The 17,136-nt window shown below is 65.7% G+C and carries 14 protein-coding genes; 5 read left to right on the forward strand and 9 right to left on the reverse strand.

All coding sequences use genetic code 11. The annotated features are described in order from the left end of the window. Positions 1-73: 73 nt before the first annotated feature. Positions 74-1,420, reverse strand: a complete 1,347-nt coding sequence (gene pmbA, locus QMX96_RS10565) for a metalloprotease PmbA (protein WP_043862468.1) — start codon at positions 1,418-1,420, stop codon at positions 74-76. A 108-nt stretch (positions 1,421-1,528) separates the two neighbouring features. Here pmbA and yjgA point away from each other — a divergent pair, with 108 nt between their 5' ends. Further along, complete coding sequence (yjgA, locus tag QMX96_RS10570) at positions 1,529-2,050, forward strand: ribosome biogenesis factor YjgA (protein ID WP_043862469.1); 522 nt, start codon at positions 1,529-1,531, stop codon at positions 2,048-2,050. Positions 2,051-2,092: 42 nt separating this feature from the next. Here yjgA and tldD read toward each other — a convergent pair whose 3' ends face one another. The 8 genes from tldD to mreB all read right to left on the reverse strand — a co-directional run bounded on the left by tldD (position 2,093) and on the right by mreB (position 13,200). Continuing rightward, the gene (tldD, locus tag QMX96_RS10575; protein ID WP_043862470.1) at positions 2,093-3,532 is read right to left on the reverse strand and encodes a metalloprotease TldD; all 1,440 of its coding nucleotides are present in this window, start codon (positions 3,530-3,532) and stop codon (positions 2,093-2,095) included. 2 nt (positions 3,533-3,534) lie between these two features. Then, positions 3,535-4,386 carry a carbon-nitrogen hydrolase family protein gene (locus tag QMX96_RS10580; RefSeq protein ID WP_054916383.1) on the reverse strand — a complete coding sequence of 284 codons (852 nt, stop codon included), beginning with the start codon at positions 4,384-4,386 and terminating at the stop codon, positions 3,535-3,537. A 9-nt stretch (positions 4,387-4,395) separates the two neighbouring features. Further along, positions 4,396-8,211, reverse strand: coding sequence for a YhdP family protein (locus QMX96_RS10585; protein WP_282361767.1), 3,816 nt, complete (start codon positions 8,209-8,211; stop codon positions 4,396-4,398). Positions 8,212-8,290: 79 nt separating this feature from the next. Continuing rightward, positions 8,291-9,748 (reverse strand): ribonuclease G, encoded by a 1,458-nt coding sequence (gene rng / locus QMX96_RS10590; RefSeq protein ID WP_043862473.1) that lies wholly within the window; start codon positions 9,746-9,748, stop codon positions 8,291-8,293. An 88-nt stretch (positions 9,749-9,836) separates the two neighbouring features. Further along, entirely contained in the window at positions 9,837-10,442 is a 606-nt protein-coding gene (locus QMX96_RS10595; RefSeq protein WP_043862474.1) for a Maf family protein, read from the reverse strand. A 37-nt stretch (positions 10,443-10,479) separates the two neighbouring features. After that, positions 10,480-10,968: a rod shape-determining protein MreD gene (gene mreD / locus QMX96_RS10600; RefSeq protein WP_043862475.1), complete on the reverse strand. Its 489-nt coding sequence runs from the start codon at positions 10,966-10,968 to the stop codon at positions 10,480-10,482. Beyond that, positions 10,968-12,005: a rod shape-determining protein MreC gene (gene mreC / locus QMX96_RS10605; RefSeq protein ID WP_080922886.1), complete on the reverse strand. Its 1,038-nt coding sequence runs from the start codon at positions 12,003-12,005 to the stop codon at positions 10,968-10,970. The genes mreD and mreC overlap by 1 nt, the downstream gene beginning before the upstream one ends. 157 nt (positions 12,006-12,162) lie before the next feature. Continuing rightward, positions 12,163-13,200, reverse strand: a complete 1,038-nt coding sequence (gene mreB, locus QMX96_RS10610) for a rod shape-determining protein MreB (RefSeq protein WP_008371426.1) — start codon at positions 13,198-13,200, stop codon at positions 12,163-12,165. A gap of 205 nt (positions 13,201-13,405) precedes the next feature. On the opposite strand from mreB, the gene gatC reads away from it, so the two are divergent. From gatC to QMX96_RS10630, 4 genes are all read left to right on the forward strand, one after another. Continuing rightward, on the forward strand, positions 13,406-13,693 hold the full coding sequence (gatC, locus tag QMX96_RS10615) for an Asp-tRNA(Asn)/Glu-tRNA(Gln) amidotransferase subunit GatC (protein ID WP_043862477.1): 288 nt from the start codon (positions 13,406-13,408) through the stop codon (positions 13,691-13,693). A 16-nt stretch (positions 13,694-13,709) separates the two neighbouring features. After that, positions 13,710-15,161, forward strand: a complete 1,452-nt coding sequence (gatA, locus tag QMX96_RS10620; protein ID WP_282361768.1) for an Asp-tRNA(Asn)/Glu-tRNA(Gln) amidotransferase subunit GatA — start codon at positions 13,710-13,712, stop codon at positions 15,159-15,161. An 11-nt stretch (positions 15,162-15,172) separates the two neighbouring features. After that, a complete protein-coding gene (gene gatB / locus QMX96_RS10625; protein ID WP_054916385.1) occupies positions 15,173-16,618 on the forward strand; it encodes an Asp-tRNA(Asn)/Glu-tRNA(Gln) amidotransferase subunit GatB in 1,446 nt (481 codons plus the stop codon). Positions 16,619-16,725: 107 nt separating this feature from the next. Further along, complete coding sequence (locus QMX96_RS10630; protein WP_282361769.1) at positions 16,726-17,100, forward strand: septal ring lytic transglycosylase RlpA family protein; 375 nt, start codon at positions 16,726-16,728, stop codon at positions 17,098-17,100. The last annotated feature ends 36 nt before the right edge of the window (positions 17,101-17,136 follow it).

The raw sequence follows: 17,136 nt of genomic DNA on the forward strand, positions 1-17,136 counted from the left end.
CGATGTGTAACCTGAGGTGGCCCCTTCGCCGGCAACGCCGGCGCCTACGGGGACCGCGCACAGGCCGGCGGTGTCAGCTGCCGGCGACCGTCATGCGCTCGATCAGCACCGAGCCTGTGTGAATATTGCTACGGGTTTCAAGATCGTTGCCGATAGCGACAATCTGCTGGAACATGTCCTTCATGTTGCCGGCAATCGTGACTTCCTGAACCGCAAACTGGATCTCGCCGTTCTCCACCCAGTACCCCGCTGCGCCGCGCGAATAGTCACCGGTCACCATGTTCAAGCCATGCCCCATCAGCTCGGTCACCAGCAACCCGCGCCCCATGCGGCGCAGCAATGCAGCCTGATCTTCGACCCCATGCGTCACGAACAGGTTGTGCACGCCACCGGCGTTGGCGGTGCTTGGCAGCCCCAGCTTGCGTCCGGAATAGGTGCTCAGCACATACGACACCAGCTCGCCATTTTCGACGAACGGCTTGGCATAGGTCGCCAGGCCGTCCCCATCGAACGAGGCACTGCCCAGGGCACGCTGCAGGTGCGGCCGCTCGTCCAGAGTCAGCCAGCTGGGGAACAGGCGCTGGCCCATGCAGCCTTCCAGAAACGACGACTTGCGGTACAGGTTGCCGCCGGAAATCGCCGACAGGAAACTGCCGAACAACCCGCCGGCCAGCTCCGCCGAGAACAGCACCGGTACCTCGCAGGTCGGCACCGGACGTGCGCCCAGGCGCGCCGCCGCACGCTGCGCAGCGCGACGCCCGATACTCTGCGGATCGGCCAGCAGCTCGCCCTGGCGGTTCACGTCATACCAGTAGTCACGCTGCATCTGCCCGTCACCTTCGGCGATCATCACGCAGCTCAGGCTGTGGCGGGTGGAGGCGTAGCCACCGATGAAGCCGTGGCTGTTGCCGTACACCCGGCATCCCTGGTGGGTGCTGAGTGTGGTGCCATCGGCGTTCTTGATGCGGGCATCGGTGTCGAACGCCGCGGCTTCGCAGGCCAGGGCCTTTTCGATGGCCTGCTCGGGGGTGATGTCCCAGGCATGATAGAGGTCGAAGTCCTGCAGGTCACGGGCCATCAGGGCCGGGTCGGCCAGGCCCGAGCATTCGTCCTCGGAGGTGTGCTTGGCGATGGCCAGGGCCGCCGCCACGGTTTCGCGGATGGCATCGCTGCCACTGGCCGAGGTGCTTGCCGAGCCCTTGCGCTGGCCCACATACAGGGTGATGCCGAAGCCCTGGTCGCGGTTGAACTCCACCGTCTCCACCTCGCGCTGGCGCACCGAGGTCGACAACCCCTGCTCCAGCGATACGGCCACTTCGCAGGCGCTGGCGCCCTGGCGCCGGGCTTCGGCGATGATCTGTTCGACCTGTTCCTGCAACGCCGGCAGGGCCTGCGGACCTACGCTCTGGACTGCACTCATGGTTTTCTCCACTCAAATTCTGCGTTCGGCTCGGGTCAATCTACGACCGGACCGGACAAGCGGCCCCCGACTGGTTATCATGGCGGCGATTCTCAGCGGACTGCCCCCATGGTTGATTCTTACGACACCGCCTTCGACGGCGAAAAAAGCAAAACCCAAATCAAGCGCGAGATGCAGGCGCTGGTTGATATGGGCGAGCGCCTTACCACGCTCAAGCCCGATATCCTGGCCAAACTGCCCTTGACCGACGAACTGCGCGCGGCCCTGGAAGAGCACAAGCGGCACACCGCGAACGAAGCCAAGCGCCGTCACAAGTCGTTCATCGGCAAGCTGATGCGCGACCAGGACATCGACGCGATCCTCGCGCTGCTCGACCAGCTCGACGCCTCTTCACGCCAGTACAACGAACGCTTCCACAACCTCGAACGCTGGCGCGACCGGCTGATCGGCGGCACCGACGACGTACTGGAGAAGTTCGTCCAGGAATACCCGGACGCCGATCGCCAGCAGCTGCGCTCGCTGATCCGCCAGGCCCAGCACGAGCTGGCGCGCAACAAGGCGCCCACCGCCAGCCGCAAGATCTTCAAGTACATCCGCGACCTCGACGAAATCCAGCGCGGCCTGCGCTGATTCTCGCCACCGGGCAGGCACCCTGCCCGCCCGGTTCCATGCTCATGCGCCCGTGCCACCCACGGTGATCGCATCGATCTTCAGGGTCGGCTGGCCAACGCCCACCGGCACCGACTGCCCATCCTTGCCACAGGTACCCACACCACTGTCCAGCGACAGGTCGTTGCCGACCATCGACACCCGGCTCATGGCCTCGGGGCCGTTGCCGATCAGCGTCGCACCCTTGACCGGCGCGGTGATCTTGCCGTCTTCGATCAGGTAAGCCTCGCTGGTGGAGAACACGAACTTGCCGCTGGTGATGTCCACCTGGCCACCGCCGAGGTTGGCGCAGTAGATGCCACGCTTGACCGAGGCGATGATCTCCGCCGGGTCGCTTTCGCCGGCGCGCATGTAGGTGTTGGTCATGCGTGGCATCGGCAGGTGCGCATACGACTCGCGCCGCCCGTTGCCGGTGACTGCCATGCCCATCAGGCGGGCATTGAGCTTGTCCTGCATGTAGCCCTTGAGAATGCCGTTCTCGATCAGTGTGGTGCATTCGGTCGGGGTGCCTTCGTCATCCACGCTCAACGAACCGCGGCGCCCTTCGAGGGTGCCGTCGTCGACGATGGTGCACAGGCTGGACGCGACCTTCTCGCCCAGGTGGCCACTGTAGGCCGAGCTGCCCTTGCGGTTGAAATCGCCCTCCAGGCCATGCCCGACCGCCTCGTGCAGCAGCACACCGGACCACCCGGCGCCCATCACCACCGGCAAGGTGCCGGCCGGTGCCGGAATGGCCTCGAGATTGACCAGTGCCTGGCGCAGCGCCTCGCGGGCAAAACCCATCACCCGCTCGTCGGTGAAGTAGCGGTAGTCGGTGCGCCCGCCGCCGCCATGCCCACCACGTTCGCGACGGCCATTCTGCTCGACGATCACACTGACGTTGAAGCGCACCAGCGGCCGCACGTCGGCCGCCAGGCTGCCATCGGCAGCGGCCACCAGAATGCGCTCCCACACCCCGGCCATGCTCACGCTGACCTGCTGGATACGCGGGTCCAGGGCACGCGTGGCCACGTCGACACGCTTGAGCAGCTCGACCTTCTCGGCGCGGCTGAGCACATCCAGCGGGTTGCCCGGCGCATACAGCGCGGTCACGTCCTGGCTCTTGAAGGCCTGCACGCTGCCATTCTGGCCGGCGCGGGAAATGGAGCGCGCGGCGCGTGCAGCGGAAGTCAGGGCTTCGAGGTTGATCGCGTTGCTGTAGGCAAAGCCGGTCTTTTCACCAGACTGGGCGCGTACCCCGACCCCCTGGTCGAGGTTGAAGCTGCCTTCCTTGACGATGCCGTCTTCAAGCGCCCAGGACTCTGAAATCTGGCCCTGGAAGTACAGGTCGGCGGCGTCGATTCCCGGCCCGGCCAACTCGCCCAGCACCGATTGCAGGCTGTCGAGGGTCAGGCCGCCCGGCGCCAGCAGGTGATCGCTGACAGTGGATAACAACTCGCTCATAGTCACTCCGAGGTGTGCGCAGGCCGCAATGCGTCCTGCGAAAAAAAGCGCCGGTGCGAGGCCACCGGCATCCGCGCCCGAATGGACGCCTGTTCGCTGCTGTCGCGGGGCGCCAGCAGCACCGCTTCACCGCTGGCCTGCTGGGCAACGATACGCCCCCAGGGGTCGACGATGGCGGCATGGCCATGGGTTTCCCGTGGCCCCGGGTGCGTGCCGCCCTGGGCGGCCGCCAATACGTAACACTGTGTCTCTATGGCCCTGGCGCGAATCAGCACGTCCCAATGGGCCGCACCGGTTACTGCAGTAAAGGCTGCCGGTGCACTGATCAGTTCGGCCCCGGCCGCACGCAGCGCGCTGTACAGCTCGGGAAAGCGCAGGTCGTAGCACACGCTCAGGCCCAGGCGCCCCACCGGGGTATCGGCCACCACCACCCGCGCGCCGTGGGCATAATCGTCCGACTCGCGGTAGCGGCCACGGTTGTCGGCCACATCCACATCGAACAGATGCAATTTGTCGTAGCGGGCCACCTGCTCGCCGTGCTCGTCGACCAGCAGGGAGCAGGCATGGGCTTTGGCCTCGGGCCGGTCGAGCGGCGGCAGCGGCAAGGTGCCCGCTACAATCCATAACCTGAGGTCGCGGGCGGCCTGTTTCAACCATGGCAGGATCGGCCCCTCCCCCAGCGCCTCGGCCCGGCCGATGGCGGCGCTGTCGCGCCGGCCCATGGCAGCGAAGTTTTCCGGCAGCACCGCCAGCCGCGCGCCCCCTTCGGCAGCCCGCTCCAGCAGGGCACGGGCCCGCGCCAGGTTGCCCGGCACATCGTCCTGGCTGACCATCTGAATAACCGCTGACGTCATGTCCATGTTCTAGCGCGACTTCTCGAAAGGTTTGATAAAGCTAATCTTAGGCTCTTTCCACGGGCCCTCGACGCGGTAATGCACACTGGCATAGCGCGCCACCCGATCCCCCAGCAGCCGGTCCACCAGGAACAGCGCCCCGCCCACCGCTGGCGCGCCTACGATCAGCGCCGCCAGGGGCAGGTTGTTGGTCACCGGCAAGGTCACCTGCAAGGTCGCATCGACCCGGTCCCGAACCATGTCCAGGGTGCCATCGAGCTCGAGGTTGCTGGACGGGCCGGTCAGGCTGATCGGCTCGCGCGTCACATACACCCCCTCGCTTGCCACCAGCAGGCCCTTGACCCGGTCGTAGCTCAGGCCCTTGTCGAGCAGGTCGGAGAAGTCCAGGCGCAGGCGCCGGCCGATCGAGTTGAAATTGAGCAGGCCGAACACGCGCAAGGCCTGCGCTCCGCCTTCCACTTCGACGAACTGCCCCTTGCGCAGCAAGGCATCAAGGTTGCCGGAGAAGTGCTTGAGGCTGACCCAGGCCGGCGACCCGTGCCAGCGTCCGTCCACGTCCAGGCGGAAGTCGCGGCTGGTCACCGTCGGCGCGAAGCCCCAGGCGGTCAGCACATCGGCCAGGTTCTTGCCTTCCAGGCGCCCCTTGTACCAGCTGTCGCTGCGCCCCGGCGTGCCTTCCCAGGTGGCGGTGCCATCGATCGCCAGGCCCTTGAGGTTCAGGTCCAGGTCGTTCAGGGCCACGCCCTTGGAGGTGGGACGGGTTTTCAGCGCGACGCTGCCGAGCAGATCATCGCCAAGGAACAGCCTGCCGATGCTCAGGTCGATCGCCGGGATCTTGCGCGGGTCGACATCGGCCAGCGGGTCCGGTCCGTCCACTGCGCTGGCGTCGGCCGGGTCGGACGGCGGCAGGTGGAGGGTCGGCAGGTTGATCACGATCGGGGCGCCCTTGGCATCGGGCAGGCGGGCCGTGCCGATGACCTCCTTGCTGTCCAGGCGCAGGTTCCAGAAGTTGCTCCCGCGGTCCAGGCGTACCACTGCCTGGTTGAGGGTCTGGCCAAAGCCCTTGAGCTGGCCGATGCTCACGTCCACGCTGTTGAGCACCTGCCGGGCATTGCCACCCGGATCGTCACCGGCCATCTGCTCGAACTGCTTCTGCCAGGGCTCAATGTCCAGCTGGGCGAGCCGGCCACGCACCCGCAGGCCCTGACCGGCCGGCAGTTGCGCAGTGCCGTTGCCCAGCAGCAGCTCACCGCGCCCCTGGCCGAGCTTGCCGGCAGGCGCGGCATAGGCCAGCCTGGCGACGTCGGCGTAGGCCACATCGAAGCGATGTTGCGGCCCTTGCAGGTTCATCTTGAACTGCGTGGCCCGGGTTTCGCTGACCGCCTTGCCGAACGGCGCCGGCAGGTCCACTTTCAGGCCCTTGAGGGTAGAGTCGATGCTCAGCTGGTTTTCGCGGCTGCCGACACTGACCTGCAACTGGTAGGGGATTTCTCCGGAGGCTGGCAAGGGCTGGGTGAATTTCAGCCAGTCGGTCAGCGCCTTCAAGGCGATCTGGCCCTTGGCGGCGATACGGGTCTGCAGTTGCCCAGGCTGCCCCTCGGCAAAGATCTGTGCGCTGATGGGCTTGTCGAAGGCGCGCGCGGTGATGTTCTGGCCGCTGAGCCCCTTGTCGAAGTCGAAGCGGAAAGTGCCGTTCAACTGGCTCAGCTCAAGCGGCGGTTCACTCAGCTTCAGGCGCGCCTGTTCGGTGCTGAAGTCCACCAGCACCTTGGGCTGCTGGCCGTGCTCCAGGGGGATATCGAGCTTGAGCTTGCCCTGCAGCGGGCCCTCGCCTTCCCAGCCGGCGAAGGTCGGGCCGGTACCGATCGGCGCGTCCTGCAGGATCTTCACCCCGTCGGCCAGGCGCCCGTCGAACTCTCCGTTCAGGTACAGGTGGGTATGCTCGCCTTCGTTCACATGGGGAATGTTCACGTCCACATTGCGCACCCGGGTGCCGAGCAACTGGCCGCTGCGCGCCTTGACCCGCACACCGGTGTCCTCGATGAACACGTCGCCATCGACCTTGCTCACGTGGGGCCAGCCGGGCTGGAAGTCCAGTTCGGCGTCATGCACCTTGAAGAACAGGCTGATGCTGCGCGACTCGGGGGTCGCGCCGTGGTGCAGCGAGCCCTGGTACTGGAAGTAGCCTTCATCCACCGCGCCCTTGAGGATTGCGGTGCGCAACCAGTGGTCCAGCGCAGGGCTGAGCACTTCGGGCAGGTACTTGGCGGTGTAGCGGCCATCGCCGTCGACCAGGCCCACACGCAGGTCCATGTAGTCTTCGCGTGCATCGTCGAACAGCAGCCGGATCAGGAAGTCGCCGGCAATCCTGCCCTCGTCACCCAGCACCTTAAGGTACGGCGCAACCAGGGTGAAACCCTCGGAGTCCAGTCGCCAGGTCAGGCGTGCATTGGCCTTCAGGTAATGCCAGGGGTCGGCGAAGATCGGCGTCAGGTGCAGCATGAACTTGTCGGTGTCCAGGCGCAGTTCGCCCTGGCCCAGGTCGCCGCTGATGCTGCCGCTGACATTCCCGGCAGCCGGGGCGCCGTGGTAGGCATTGAAGCCGACGCGGTCCAGGTTGGCTGCAAAGTTCAGGCGCTGATCGCCTTCGGCCCTGGGCCGCACGTCCAGGCGCACATTGCGCAGGCCGCCAGTGACCTTGAGGCCCTCGACCACGGCCATGCCCGCCTCCGGCAGCGGCGCGAGCGCCTGGATCAGCGGGGTCAGCGGGGTCAAATCGAGGCGGTCGGCCTGGATTGCCCACACTTCATCGGCCGGCTCGGTGGCGGCGCTCTGCCTGAGTTGAACGTGGGATTCCCAGCGGGTGTCGCCCAGGCTCATGGCCAGGGAATCGAGCACCACGTCAAAGCCCTTGTCGCTACGCCTGAACCAGGCATTGAGCGCCAGGTTCTCGACCTTTACCGCCTTGCGACCGGCATGCGCACCCTTGAGCTGCGGCGCGTTGAGGCGCAGCGTCGCGGTCTGCAACTGGCCTTTGCCCCACCCTACCCAGGCCTCGCCACCGGCACGCAGTTCGCTGGCCGTGTACGGGCCCAGCAGCCGCGCCGGCACCCATTTGGCCCAGTCGCTCTGTGGCAGGCTGAGGTAGGCATCCACCGCACCGTCGCGCCACTGGTCGGCGCGCACGCGGCTGCGCAGGCTCAGGCTCATCGGCTGGCCGTCGGGCAGGGTCAGGCGCGCATCCAGGCGCTGGCGCACGCTGCCGGTCTGCAGCCCGAGGCTCACATAGGTCAGGGTCATCGGCTCATGCGCGAACGGCTCCAGGGTCACCTGGCTGTCGAGCACCGACACCTTCGCCACCACCTGGCTGCGTTCGAGCAACTGCTGTACATCCAGTGGCTGATCGTCCTGCACCGGCAGACCCTTGAGGCTCCAGTGACCGTTTTCATCTTCGTGCAGGTTCAGTTGCAGGCCGCCCAGTTCGACCTGGGCCAGGCGGACCTGACGCTGCATCAGGCTGGCCCACAGGTCAGGCACCACCTTGACCTCGTCCAGGCGCAAGGCGCCGGCGCCTTCGCCCAGCTGCACGTCGCGCACGCGCAACACCGGCGCAAGGCCGCTCCAGCGGCCTTCCAGGGCACCGATATGCACCGGCATGCCCAGTGCGGCCTCGGCCTTCTGCTCTACCTCGGCGCGGTACTCGGCAACCAGTGGCACCAGCTCGCGGCCAAGGCTGACGTACAACGCCACCAGCACGGCAAGCAAGGCGCACAGGCCAAGCCCCCAACGGGTCAAGATGCCCAGAACGCGGATCAGACGCTCCATGGCAAGGGCTCCCCGTGTGGTCCGTTAACTATGGCCCGGTACGCGCAGTTTTCCAGCGCAGGGTAGGTTTCAACGCGAGTCAGAGCAGCACCACATCGTATTGTTCCTGGGAATACATGGACTCCACCTGGAAGCGGATGGTTCGCCCGATGAATGCCTCCAGCTCCGCCACGTTGCCCGATTCCTCGTCGAGCAGGCGGTCCACCACCTTCTGGTTGGCCAGCACCCGGTAGCCTTCGGCCTGGTAGGCGCGGGCCTCGCGCAGGATCTCGCGGAAAATTTCGTAACAGATGGTCTCAGGGGTCTTCAGCTTCCCGCGGCCCTGGCAACTGGCGCATGGTTCGCACAGCACCTGTTCAAGGCTTTCGCGGGTGCGCTTGCGGGTCATCTGCACCAGCCCCAGCTCGGTGATGCCGATGATGTTGGTCTTGGCGTGATCACGTTCCAGCTGTTTTTCCAGGGTACGCAGTACCTGGCGCTGGTGCTCTTCGTCTTCCATGTCGATGAAGTCGATGATGATGATGCCGCCGATGTTGCGCAGGCGCAGCTGGCGGGCAATCGCCGTGGCAGCCTCCAGGTTGGTCTTGAAGATGGTCTCTTCGAGGTTGCGGTGGCCGACGAAGGCCCCGGTGTTGACGTCGATGGTGGTCATCGCCTCGGCCGGGTCGACCACCAGGTAGCCACCGGACTTGAGCGGCACCTTGCGCTCCAGCGCACGCTGGATCTCGTCCTCGACGCCATACAGGTCGAAGATCGGCCGCTCCCCCGGGTAGTGCTCCAGGCGGTCGGCGATTTCCGGCATCAGCTCGGCGACGAACTGCGTGGTCTTCTGGAAGGTTTCCCGTGAATCGATGCGGATCTTCTCGATCTTGGGGTTGACCAGGTCGCGCAGGGTACGCAGGGCCAGGCCCAGGTCTTCGTAGATTTCGGTGGGTGCGCCAACGGTCTTGATCTGGGCGCCGATCTGGTCCCACAAGCGACGCAGGTAGCGGATGTCCATGACGATCTCGTCGGCGCCGGCGCCCTCGGCCGCGGTGCGCAGGATGAACCCGCCGGCGTCCTGGATGTTTTCCTGGGCGATGCAGTCGGTGACCACCTGCTTGAGCCGCTCGCGTTCGCCTTCGTCCTCGATCTTGAGCGAGATGCCCACATGGCTGGTACGCGGCATGTACACCAGATAGCGCGACGGGATCGACAGCTGGGTAGTCAGGCGTGCGCCCTTGGAGCCGATCGGGTCCTTGGTCACCTGCACCACCAGGCTCTGGCCTTCGTGCACCAGGGCACTGATGGTCTCGACACTGGCGCCTTCGCGCTGGGAGATTTCCGAGGCGTGGATGAACGCCGCGCGCTCCAGGCCGATGTCGACGAACGCCGCCTGCATGCCGGGCAGCACCCGCACCACCTTGCCTTTGTAGATGTTGCCGACGATGCCCCGCCGCTGGGTGCGCTCGACGTGCACCTCCTGAAGAACACCGTTCTCCACCACCGCCACGCGTGATTCCATCGGCGTGATATTGATCAGAATCTCTTCACTCATGGCAGGCTCTCGTCAAAGGTCTTCAGCTAATGATGGATTGCCCGGCGGTCGCTGGCGAGCAATTAAAGGGGTACGGGCAGTTCCTCGCTCAACGGGGCGGCAGGCCTTGCCAGCAGGGAATGGCAAATTGCTCCAGCAGCTCGGCGGTTTCGCTCAACGGCAAGCCGACCACCGCCGAGTAGCTGCCCTGCAGCGCCTTGACGAAAATTGCCGCCAGGCCCTGGATCGCGTAGCTGCCGGCCTTGTCCTGCGGCTCGCCGCTGGCCCAGTAGGCCAGGGCCTGTTCGGGGCTGATGGGGCGCAGGCTGACGCGGCTGGCAACGTTCACGCTCAGGCAGCGCTCGCCATCGGTCACCGCCACTGCCGTCAGCACGTCGTGCTCGCGTCCGGACAATGCGGCCAGCATGGCCAGGGCGTCGGCCTGCCCCTGCGGCTTGCCGAGGATCTGCCCGTCGAGCACCACCGCAGTGTCGGCGCCCAGTACCGCCAGGTGCCCTTCCACGCCGCTGGCGCGCAACACCGCCAGGCCGGCAGCCGCCTTCTCGCGCGCCAGGCGCTCGACATAAGCGTCAGCCGGTTCGGCATCCAGAGGGGTTTCATCGATGCTGGCGGCCACCGGGGTGAACGGCACGCCGATCTGGGAGAGCAGCTCACGTCGGCGTGGCGAACCAGAGGCCAGGTACAGCGGGGTCATGTGACGTCTCCGTGTCAGCGTCGGTGGGCAACGCGAATCAGTTGATACTCAGGCGTCGGCGCAGGCCGCGCAAGGCGAAGCTGATCCAGGGCCACAGCAGCGCACTGATCACCGCCGGCCACACCAGCGCCAGGGTCGGCTGGCGGTTGCCGGTCAGGGCGCTGAGCCACAGCTGAACCAGCTGGGCCAGGCCGAAGATCACCAGAATCACCAGGCTCTGCTGCCACATGGGGAACATGCGCAGGCGCTGCTGCAGCGACAGCACCAGGAAGGTGATAAGCACCAGCACCAGAGCGTTCTGCCCCAGCAGCGTGCCGTACAGCACGTCCTCGGCAAGCCCCAGCACGAATGCGGTGGTCATGCCGACCTTGTGCGGCAGGTGCAGCGTCCAGAAGGCCAGCAGCAGGGCCAGCCACAGCGGACGGAAAATCTCCATGAACGGCAGCGTGGGCCACACGCTCAGCAGCAGGCCGATCAGGAAGGTCAACCAGACCACCCAACCGTTGCGGCTACGGGTACTGCTCATCAGTGTCTCTCCCGAGAAGTGGCCGGGGCGGCTGCAGGGGCAGCGGGCGCGGCGGCAGGAGCAGGTGCAGGGGTTGGCGCAGGCGTGCCCGGCGCAGCGGGTGCGGCAGGTGTGCCCGGCGCGGCAGCCGGCATGCTGCCATCGATCGGGCTCTGCGCCTGGCGATCAGCCGCTTCCTGAGCCTGCGCGGCATCGGCGGCGCGCTGTTCGGGGGTACGGCTGTCGGAAAACACCAGCAGCATGTAGCGGCTGCGGTTGAGCGCCGCGGTCGGCACCGCCCGCACGATGGCGAACGGCTGCCCGGAGTCGTGGATCACCTCGCGCACCGTGGCCACCGGGTAGCCGGCCGGGAAGCGCTGGCCCAGGCCGGAACTGACCAGCAGGTCGCCTTCCTTGATGTCGGCGGTATCGGCCACGTGGCGCAGTTCCAGGCGTTCGGGATTGCCGGTGCCGCTGGCAATCGCGCGCAGGCCGTTGCGGTTGACCTGCACCGGAATGCTGTGGGTGGTGTCGGTGAGCAGCAGCACCCGCGAGGTGTACGGCATCAGCTCGACCACCTGGCCCATCAGGCCACGGGCGTCGAGCACCGGCTGGCCCAGCACCACGCCGTCGCGTTCGCCCTTGTTGATCAGGATGCGGTGGGTAAAGGGGTTGGGGTCGACGCCGATCAGCTCGGCCACCTCGACCTTCTCGTTGACCAGCGCCGAGGAGTTGAGCAACTCGCGCAGGCGCACGTTCTGCTCGGTCAGGGCCGCCAGCTTCTGCAGGCGACCTTGCAGCAGCAAGGCTTCGGTCTTGAGTTTCTCGTTCTCGGCGATCAGCTCGGTGCGGCTGCCGAACTGGCTGGCCACGCCCTGCCACATGCGTTGCGGGAAGTCGCTGATGGTATAGGAAGGCATCAGCACCAGCGCCATCTGGCTGCGCAGCGGCTTGAGCAAGGTAAAGCGGGCGTCCACCACCATCAGGGCGATAGACAGCACAACCAGCACAAGCAGGTGCACGCCCAGCGAAGGGCCTTTGGCGAAAAGCGGTTTAATAGGCCGCTCCTCGAAGATTCAGGGGGTCATTCATACGGCAACGCACCGGCCTGCTTGCAGGATGGATGGAAACGACGCCCACACGCGCCACCAGCACATACAGGTAGCACTGTGGGCGCTACCTGTAAACCGGGGGACGGGGTGGGCGGTCAGCAAATCACTCGCTGGAGAGCAGGTCCATGGTGTGTTTGTCCATCATCTCCAGCGCGCGACCGCCGCCACGGGCGACACAGGTCAGCGGGTCTTCGGCGACGATCACCGGCAGGCCGGTTTCCTGGGCCAGCAGCTTGTCCAGGTCGCGCAGCAGCGCACCACCACCCGTCAGCACCAGGCCGCGCTCGGCGATGTCCGAAGCCAGCTCCGGTGGCGATTGCTCCAGGGCGCTCTTGACCGCCTGCACGATGGTCGCCAGCGATTCCTGAAGGGCTTCGAGCACTTCGTTGGAGTTCAGGGTGAAGGCACGTGGCACGCCTTCGGCCAGGTTGCGGCCGCGTACGTCGACTTCACGCACTTCGCCGCCCGGGTAGGCAGTACCGATTTCCTGCTTGATACGCTCGGCGGTGGACTCGCCGATCAGGCTGCCGTAGTTGCGGCGCACGTAGGTGACGATGGCCTCGTCGAAACGGTCGCCACCCACACGCACGGATTCGGCGTACACCACACCATTGAGGGAGATCAGTGCGATTTCGGTGGTACCACCACCAATATCGACGACCATCGAACCACGGGCTTCCTCGACCGGCAGGCCGGCACCGATGGCGGCGGCCATTGGCTCTTCGATCAGGAACACTTCACGGGCACCGGCACCGAGGGCCGACTCGCGAATGGCGCGGCGCTCTACCTGGGTCGACTTGCACGGAACGCAGATCAGCACGCGAGGGCTGGGCTGCAGAAAACTGTTTTCGTGAACCTTGTTGATGAAGTACTGCAGCATCTTTTCGCAGACGCTGAAATCGGCGATCACGCCGTCCTTCATCGGACGAATGGCAGCGATGTTGCCGGGCGTACGGCCGAGCATGCGCTTGGCCTCGGTGCCGACAGCGACGACACTTTTCTGGTTGCCGTGAGTACGAATGGCCACAACCGAAGGCTCATTCAGGACGATACCGCGCTCACGCACGTAAATAAGGGTGTTGGCAGTGCCCAGGTCGATGGAAAGATCGCTGGAAAACATGCCACGCAGTTTCTTGAACATGGGAAAGTGACCCTAGGCAACGCGTGGGTAAAAAAGTGCGGCAAACTCTAACAACGGCGGGGATTTTGGGCAAGGCGCCAATATGTTAAATTGGCAGTTTTTCCGAGCAAGCCAGCACACAATCGCGGCCTTATGACCGTAAATCTGCCAGCATGTTCCTCATTCGCGGACCAATTCCGTTTTTTGTTTTCCCCTGGAGATCCCCATGGCGCTTGAACGCTGCGACGTGGAAAAGATCGCTCACCTGGCCCGCCTGGGCCTCAATGAAGCCGATCTTCCGCGCACTACCGATGCCTTGAACAGTATTCTGGGTTTGGTCGACCAGATGCAAGCGGTCGACACCACTGGCATCGAGCCACTGGCCCACCCCCTTGAAGCCCGTCAGCGCCTGCGTGCCGACGTGGTAACAGAAAGTAACCAGAGAGACAGCTACCAGGCCATCGCCCCGGCGACCGAAAGCGGCCTGTACCTGGTTCCTAAAGTCATCGAGTAAGGGAATAGAGCCTGCCATGCATCAACTGACCCTGGCCGAGATCGCCCGCGGACTCGCCGACAAAGCCTTTTCTGCCGAAGAGCTGACCCGCACGCTGCTGGTGCGCATCCAGCAGCTCGACCCGCAAATCAACAGTTTCATCAGCGTCACCGAAGACCTGGCCCTGGACCAGGCGCGTGCCGCCGACGCCCGCCGTGCTGGCGGTGAAACCGGCGCCCTGCTGGGCGCCCCCATCGCCCACAAGGACCTGTTCTGCACCCAGGGCGTGCGCACCAGCTGCGGCTCGAAGATGCTCGACAACTTCGTCTCGCCGTATGACGCCACCGTGGTCAGCAAGCTGGCCGAGGCCGGCATGGTCACCCTGGGCAAGACCAACATGGACGAGTTCGCCATGGGTTCGGCCAACGAATCCAGCCACTACGGCGCGGTGAAGAACCCGTGGAACCTCGAACACGTGCCGGGCGGTTCGTCCGGCGGTTCGGCCGCCGCCGTGGCCGCGCGCCTGCTGCCGGCCACCACCGGCACCGACACCGGCGGTTCGATCCGCCAGCCGGCGGCGCTGACCAACCTCACCGGCCTCAAGCCGACCTACGGTCGCGTGTCGCGCTGGGGCATGATTGCCTACGCCTCCAGCCTCGACCAGGGTGGCCCGCTGGCGCGTACCGCCGAAGACTGCGCGCTGCTGCTGCAGGCCATGGCCGGTTTCGACGCCAAGGACTCCACCAGCATCGACGAACCGGTGCCCGATTACAGCGCCCCGCTCAACGCCTCGCTGCAGGGCCTGCGCATCGGCCTGCCGAAGGAATACTTCGGTGCCGGCCTGGACCCGCGCATCGCCGACCTGATCCAGGCCAGCGTCAAGGAGCTGGAAAAGCTCGGCGCGGTGGTCAAGCAGATCAGCCTGCCGAACATGCAGCACGCGATCCCTGCGTACTACGTCATCGCCCCGGCCGAAGCTTCGTCCAACCTCTCGCGTTTCGACGGCGTGCGCTTCGGCTACCGCTGCGAAGACCCCAAGGACCTCACCGACCTGTACAAGCGTTCGCGCGGTGAAGGCTTCGGCCCCGAGGTGCAGCGGCGCATCATGGTCGGCGCCTACGCGCTGTCGGCCGGCTACTACGATGCCTACTACCTGCAGGCGCAGAAGATCCGCCGCCTGATCAAGAACGACTTCATGGCCGCCTTCGAAGAGGTCGACGTGATTCTCGGCCCGACCACGCCCAACCCGGCCTGGAAGCTTGGCGCCAAGAACAGCGACCCGGTCGCCGCCTACCTGGAAGACGTCTACACCATCACCGCCAACCTCGCCGGCCTGCCAGGCCTGTCGATGCCGGCCGGTTTTGTCGACGGCCTGCCGGTCGGCGTGCAACTGCTGGCCCCGTATTTCCAGGAAGGCCGCCTGCTCAACGTCGCGCACCGCTATCAGCAAGTGACTGATTGGCACACCCGCGCACCTACCGGCTTCTGAGGGACAGACACATGCAATGGGAAGTTGTGATCGGGCTGGAAATTCATACCCAGCTCGCCACCCAGTCGAAGATTTTCTCCGGCAGCGCCACCACGTTCGGCTCCGAGCCGAACACCCAGGCCAGCCTGATCGACCTGGGCATGCCCGGCGTACTGCCGGTGCTCAACGAAGAAGCCGTGCGCATGGCCTGCATGTTCGGCCTGGCGATCGACGCCGAAATCGGCGAGCACAACGTGTTCGCGCGCAAGAACTACTTCTACCCCGACCTGCCCAAGGGCTACCAGATCAGCCAGATGGAGCTGCCGATCGTCGGCAAGGGCTACCTGGACATCGCCCTTGAAGACGGCACCGTCAAGCGCATCGGCATCACCCGCGCACACCTGGAGGAAGACGCCGGCAAGAGCCTGCACGAAGACTTCAGCGGCGCCACCGGCATCGACCTGAACCGCGCCGGCACGCCGCTGCTGGAAATCGTCTCCGAGCCGGAAATGCGCAGCGCCAAGGAAGCCGTGGCCTACGTCAAGGCGATCCACGCACTGGTGCGCTACCTGGGCATCTGCGACGGCAACATGGCCGAGGGCTCGCTGCGCTGCGACTGCAACGTGTCGATCCGGCCCAAGGGCCAGGTCGAGTTCGGCACCCGCTGCGAGATCAAGAACGTCAACTCGTTCCGCTTCATCGAGAAGGCGATCAACACCGAGGTGCAGCGCCAGATCGAACTGATCGAGGATGGCGGCCGGGTGATCCAGGAAACCCGCCTGTACGACCCGAACAAGGACGAGACCCGCTCCATGCGCAGCAAGGAGGAGGCCAACGACTACCGTTACTTCCCCGACCCGGACCTGCTGCCGGTGGTCATCGAGCCGGCGTTCCTCGACGCCATCCGCGCCACCCTGCCCGAACTGCCGCCACAGAAGCGCGAGCGCTTCCAGAGCCAGTTCGGCCTGTCGGCCTACGACGCCAACGTGCTGGCCTCCAGCCGCGAGCAGGCCGACTACTTCGAGCAGGTGGTCGGTGTGTGTGGCGATGCCAAGCTGGCGGCCAACTGGGTCATGGTCGAGCTGGGCAGCCTGCTGAACAAGCTGGGCCTGGAGATCGACCAGGCGCCGGTCAGCGCCGCGCAACTGGGCGGCATGCTGCAGCGCATTCTGGACAACACCATCAGCGGCAAGATCGCCAAGGTGGTGTTCGAGAAGATGGCCGCCGGTGAAGGCGATGCCGACCAGATCATCGAGGCCGAAGGCCTGAAACAGGTGACCGACACCGGCGCGATCGAGAAGGTGCTGGACGAAGTGCTGGCGGCCAACGCCGAGCAGGTCGAGCAGTACCGCGCGGCGGACGAGGCCAAGCGCGGCAAGATGTTCGGCTTCTTCGTCGGCCAGGCGATGAAGGCGTCCAAGGGCAAGGCCAACCCGCAACAGGTGAACCAATTGCTCAAGAGCAAGCTCGAAGGCTGAACCGCGTCGCCTGCATTCGCCGGCAACGCCGGCTCCTACAAGGACGCACCAATCCCTGCAGGAGCCGGCGTTGTCGGCGAAGGCCACACCACGGAGTAACCGGATACATGTGGCGTTCCCTCAGCGCACTGCTCGCGCTTTTCACCCTGCTCGCCGGCTGTGCCAGCCACACCCTCGACCCCCGCGGTTACGACCAGACCGGCACTGCCTCCTATTACGGTTCCCGCCATCACGGCAAACGCACCGCCAGTGGCGAACCCTTCGACCAGCACGGCCTGACCGCCGCCCATCGCAGCCTGCCCTTCGGCACCCGCGTGCAGGTCACCAACCTCGCCAACGACCGCCGCGTCGTGGTACGCATCAACGACCGCGGCCCGCATACCCGGGGTCGACTCATCGACCTGTCACGCGCCGCCGCCGACCAACTGGGCATGCTCCGTAGCGGAACCGCGCGGGTACGGGTACAAAGTCTCAGCAACTGACCCTGCTTCGGAGCACGACCATTTTCGACCTGGCCG

Origin of the sequence: Pseudomonas sp. PS01300 (assembly GCF_029960155.1) — a bacterium.
GTDB lineage: Bacteria > Pseudomonadota > Gammaproteobacteria > Pseudomonadales > Pseudomonadaceae > Aquipseudomonas > Aquipseudomonas palmensis.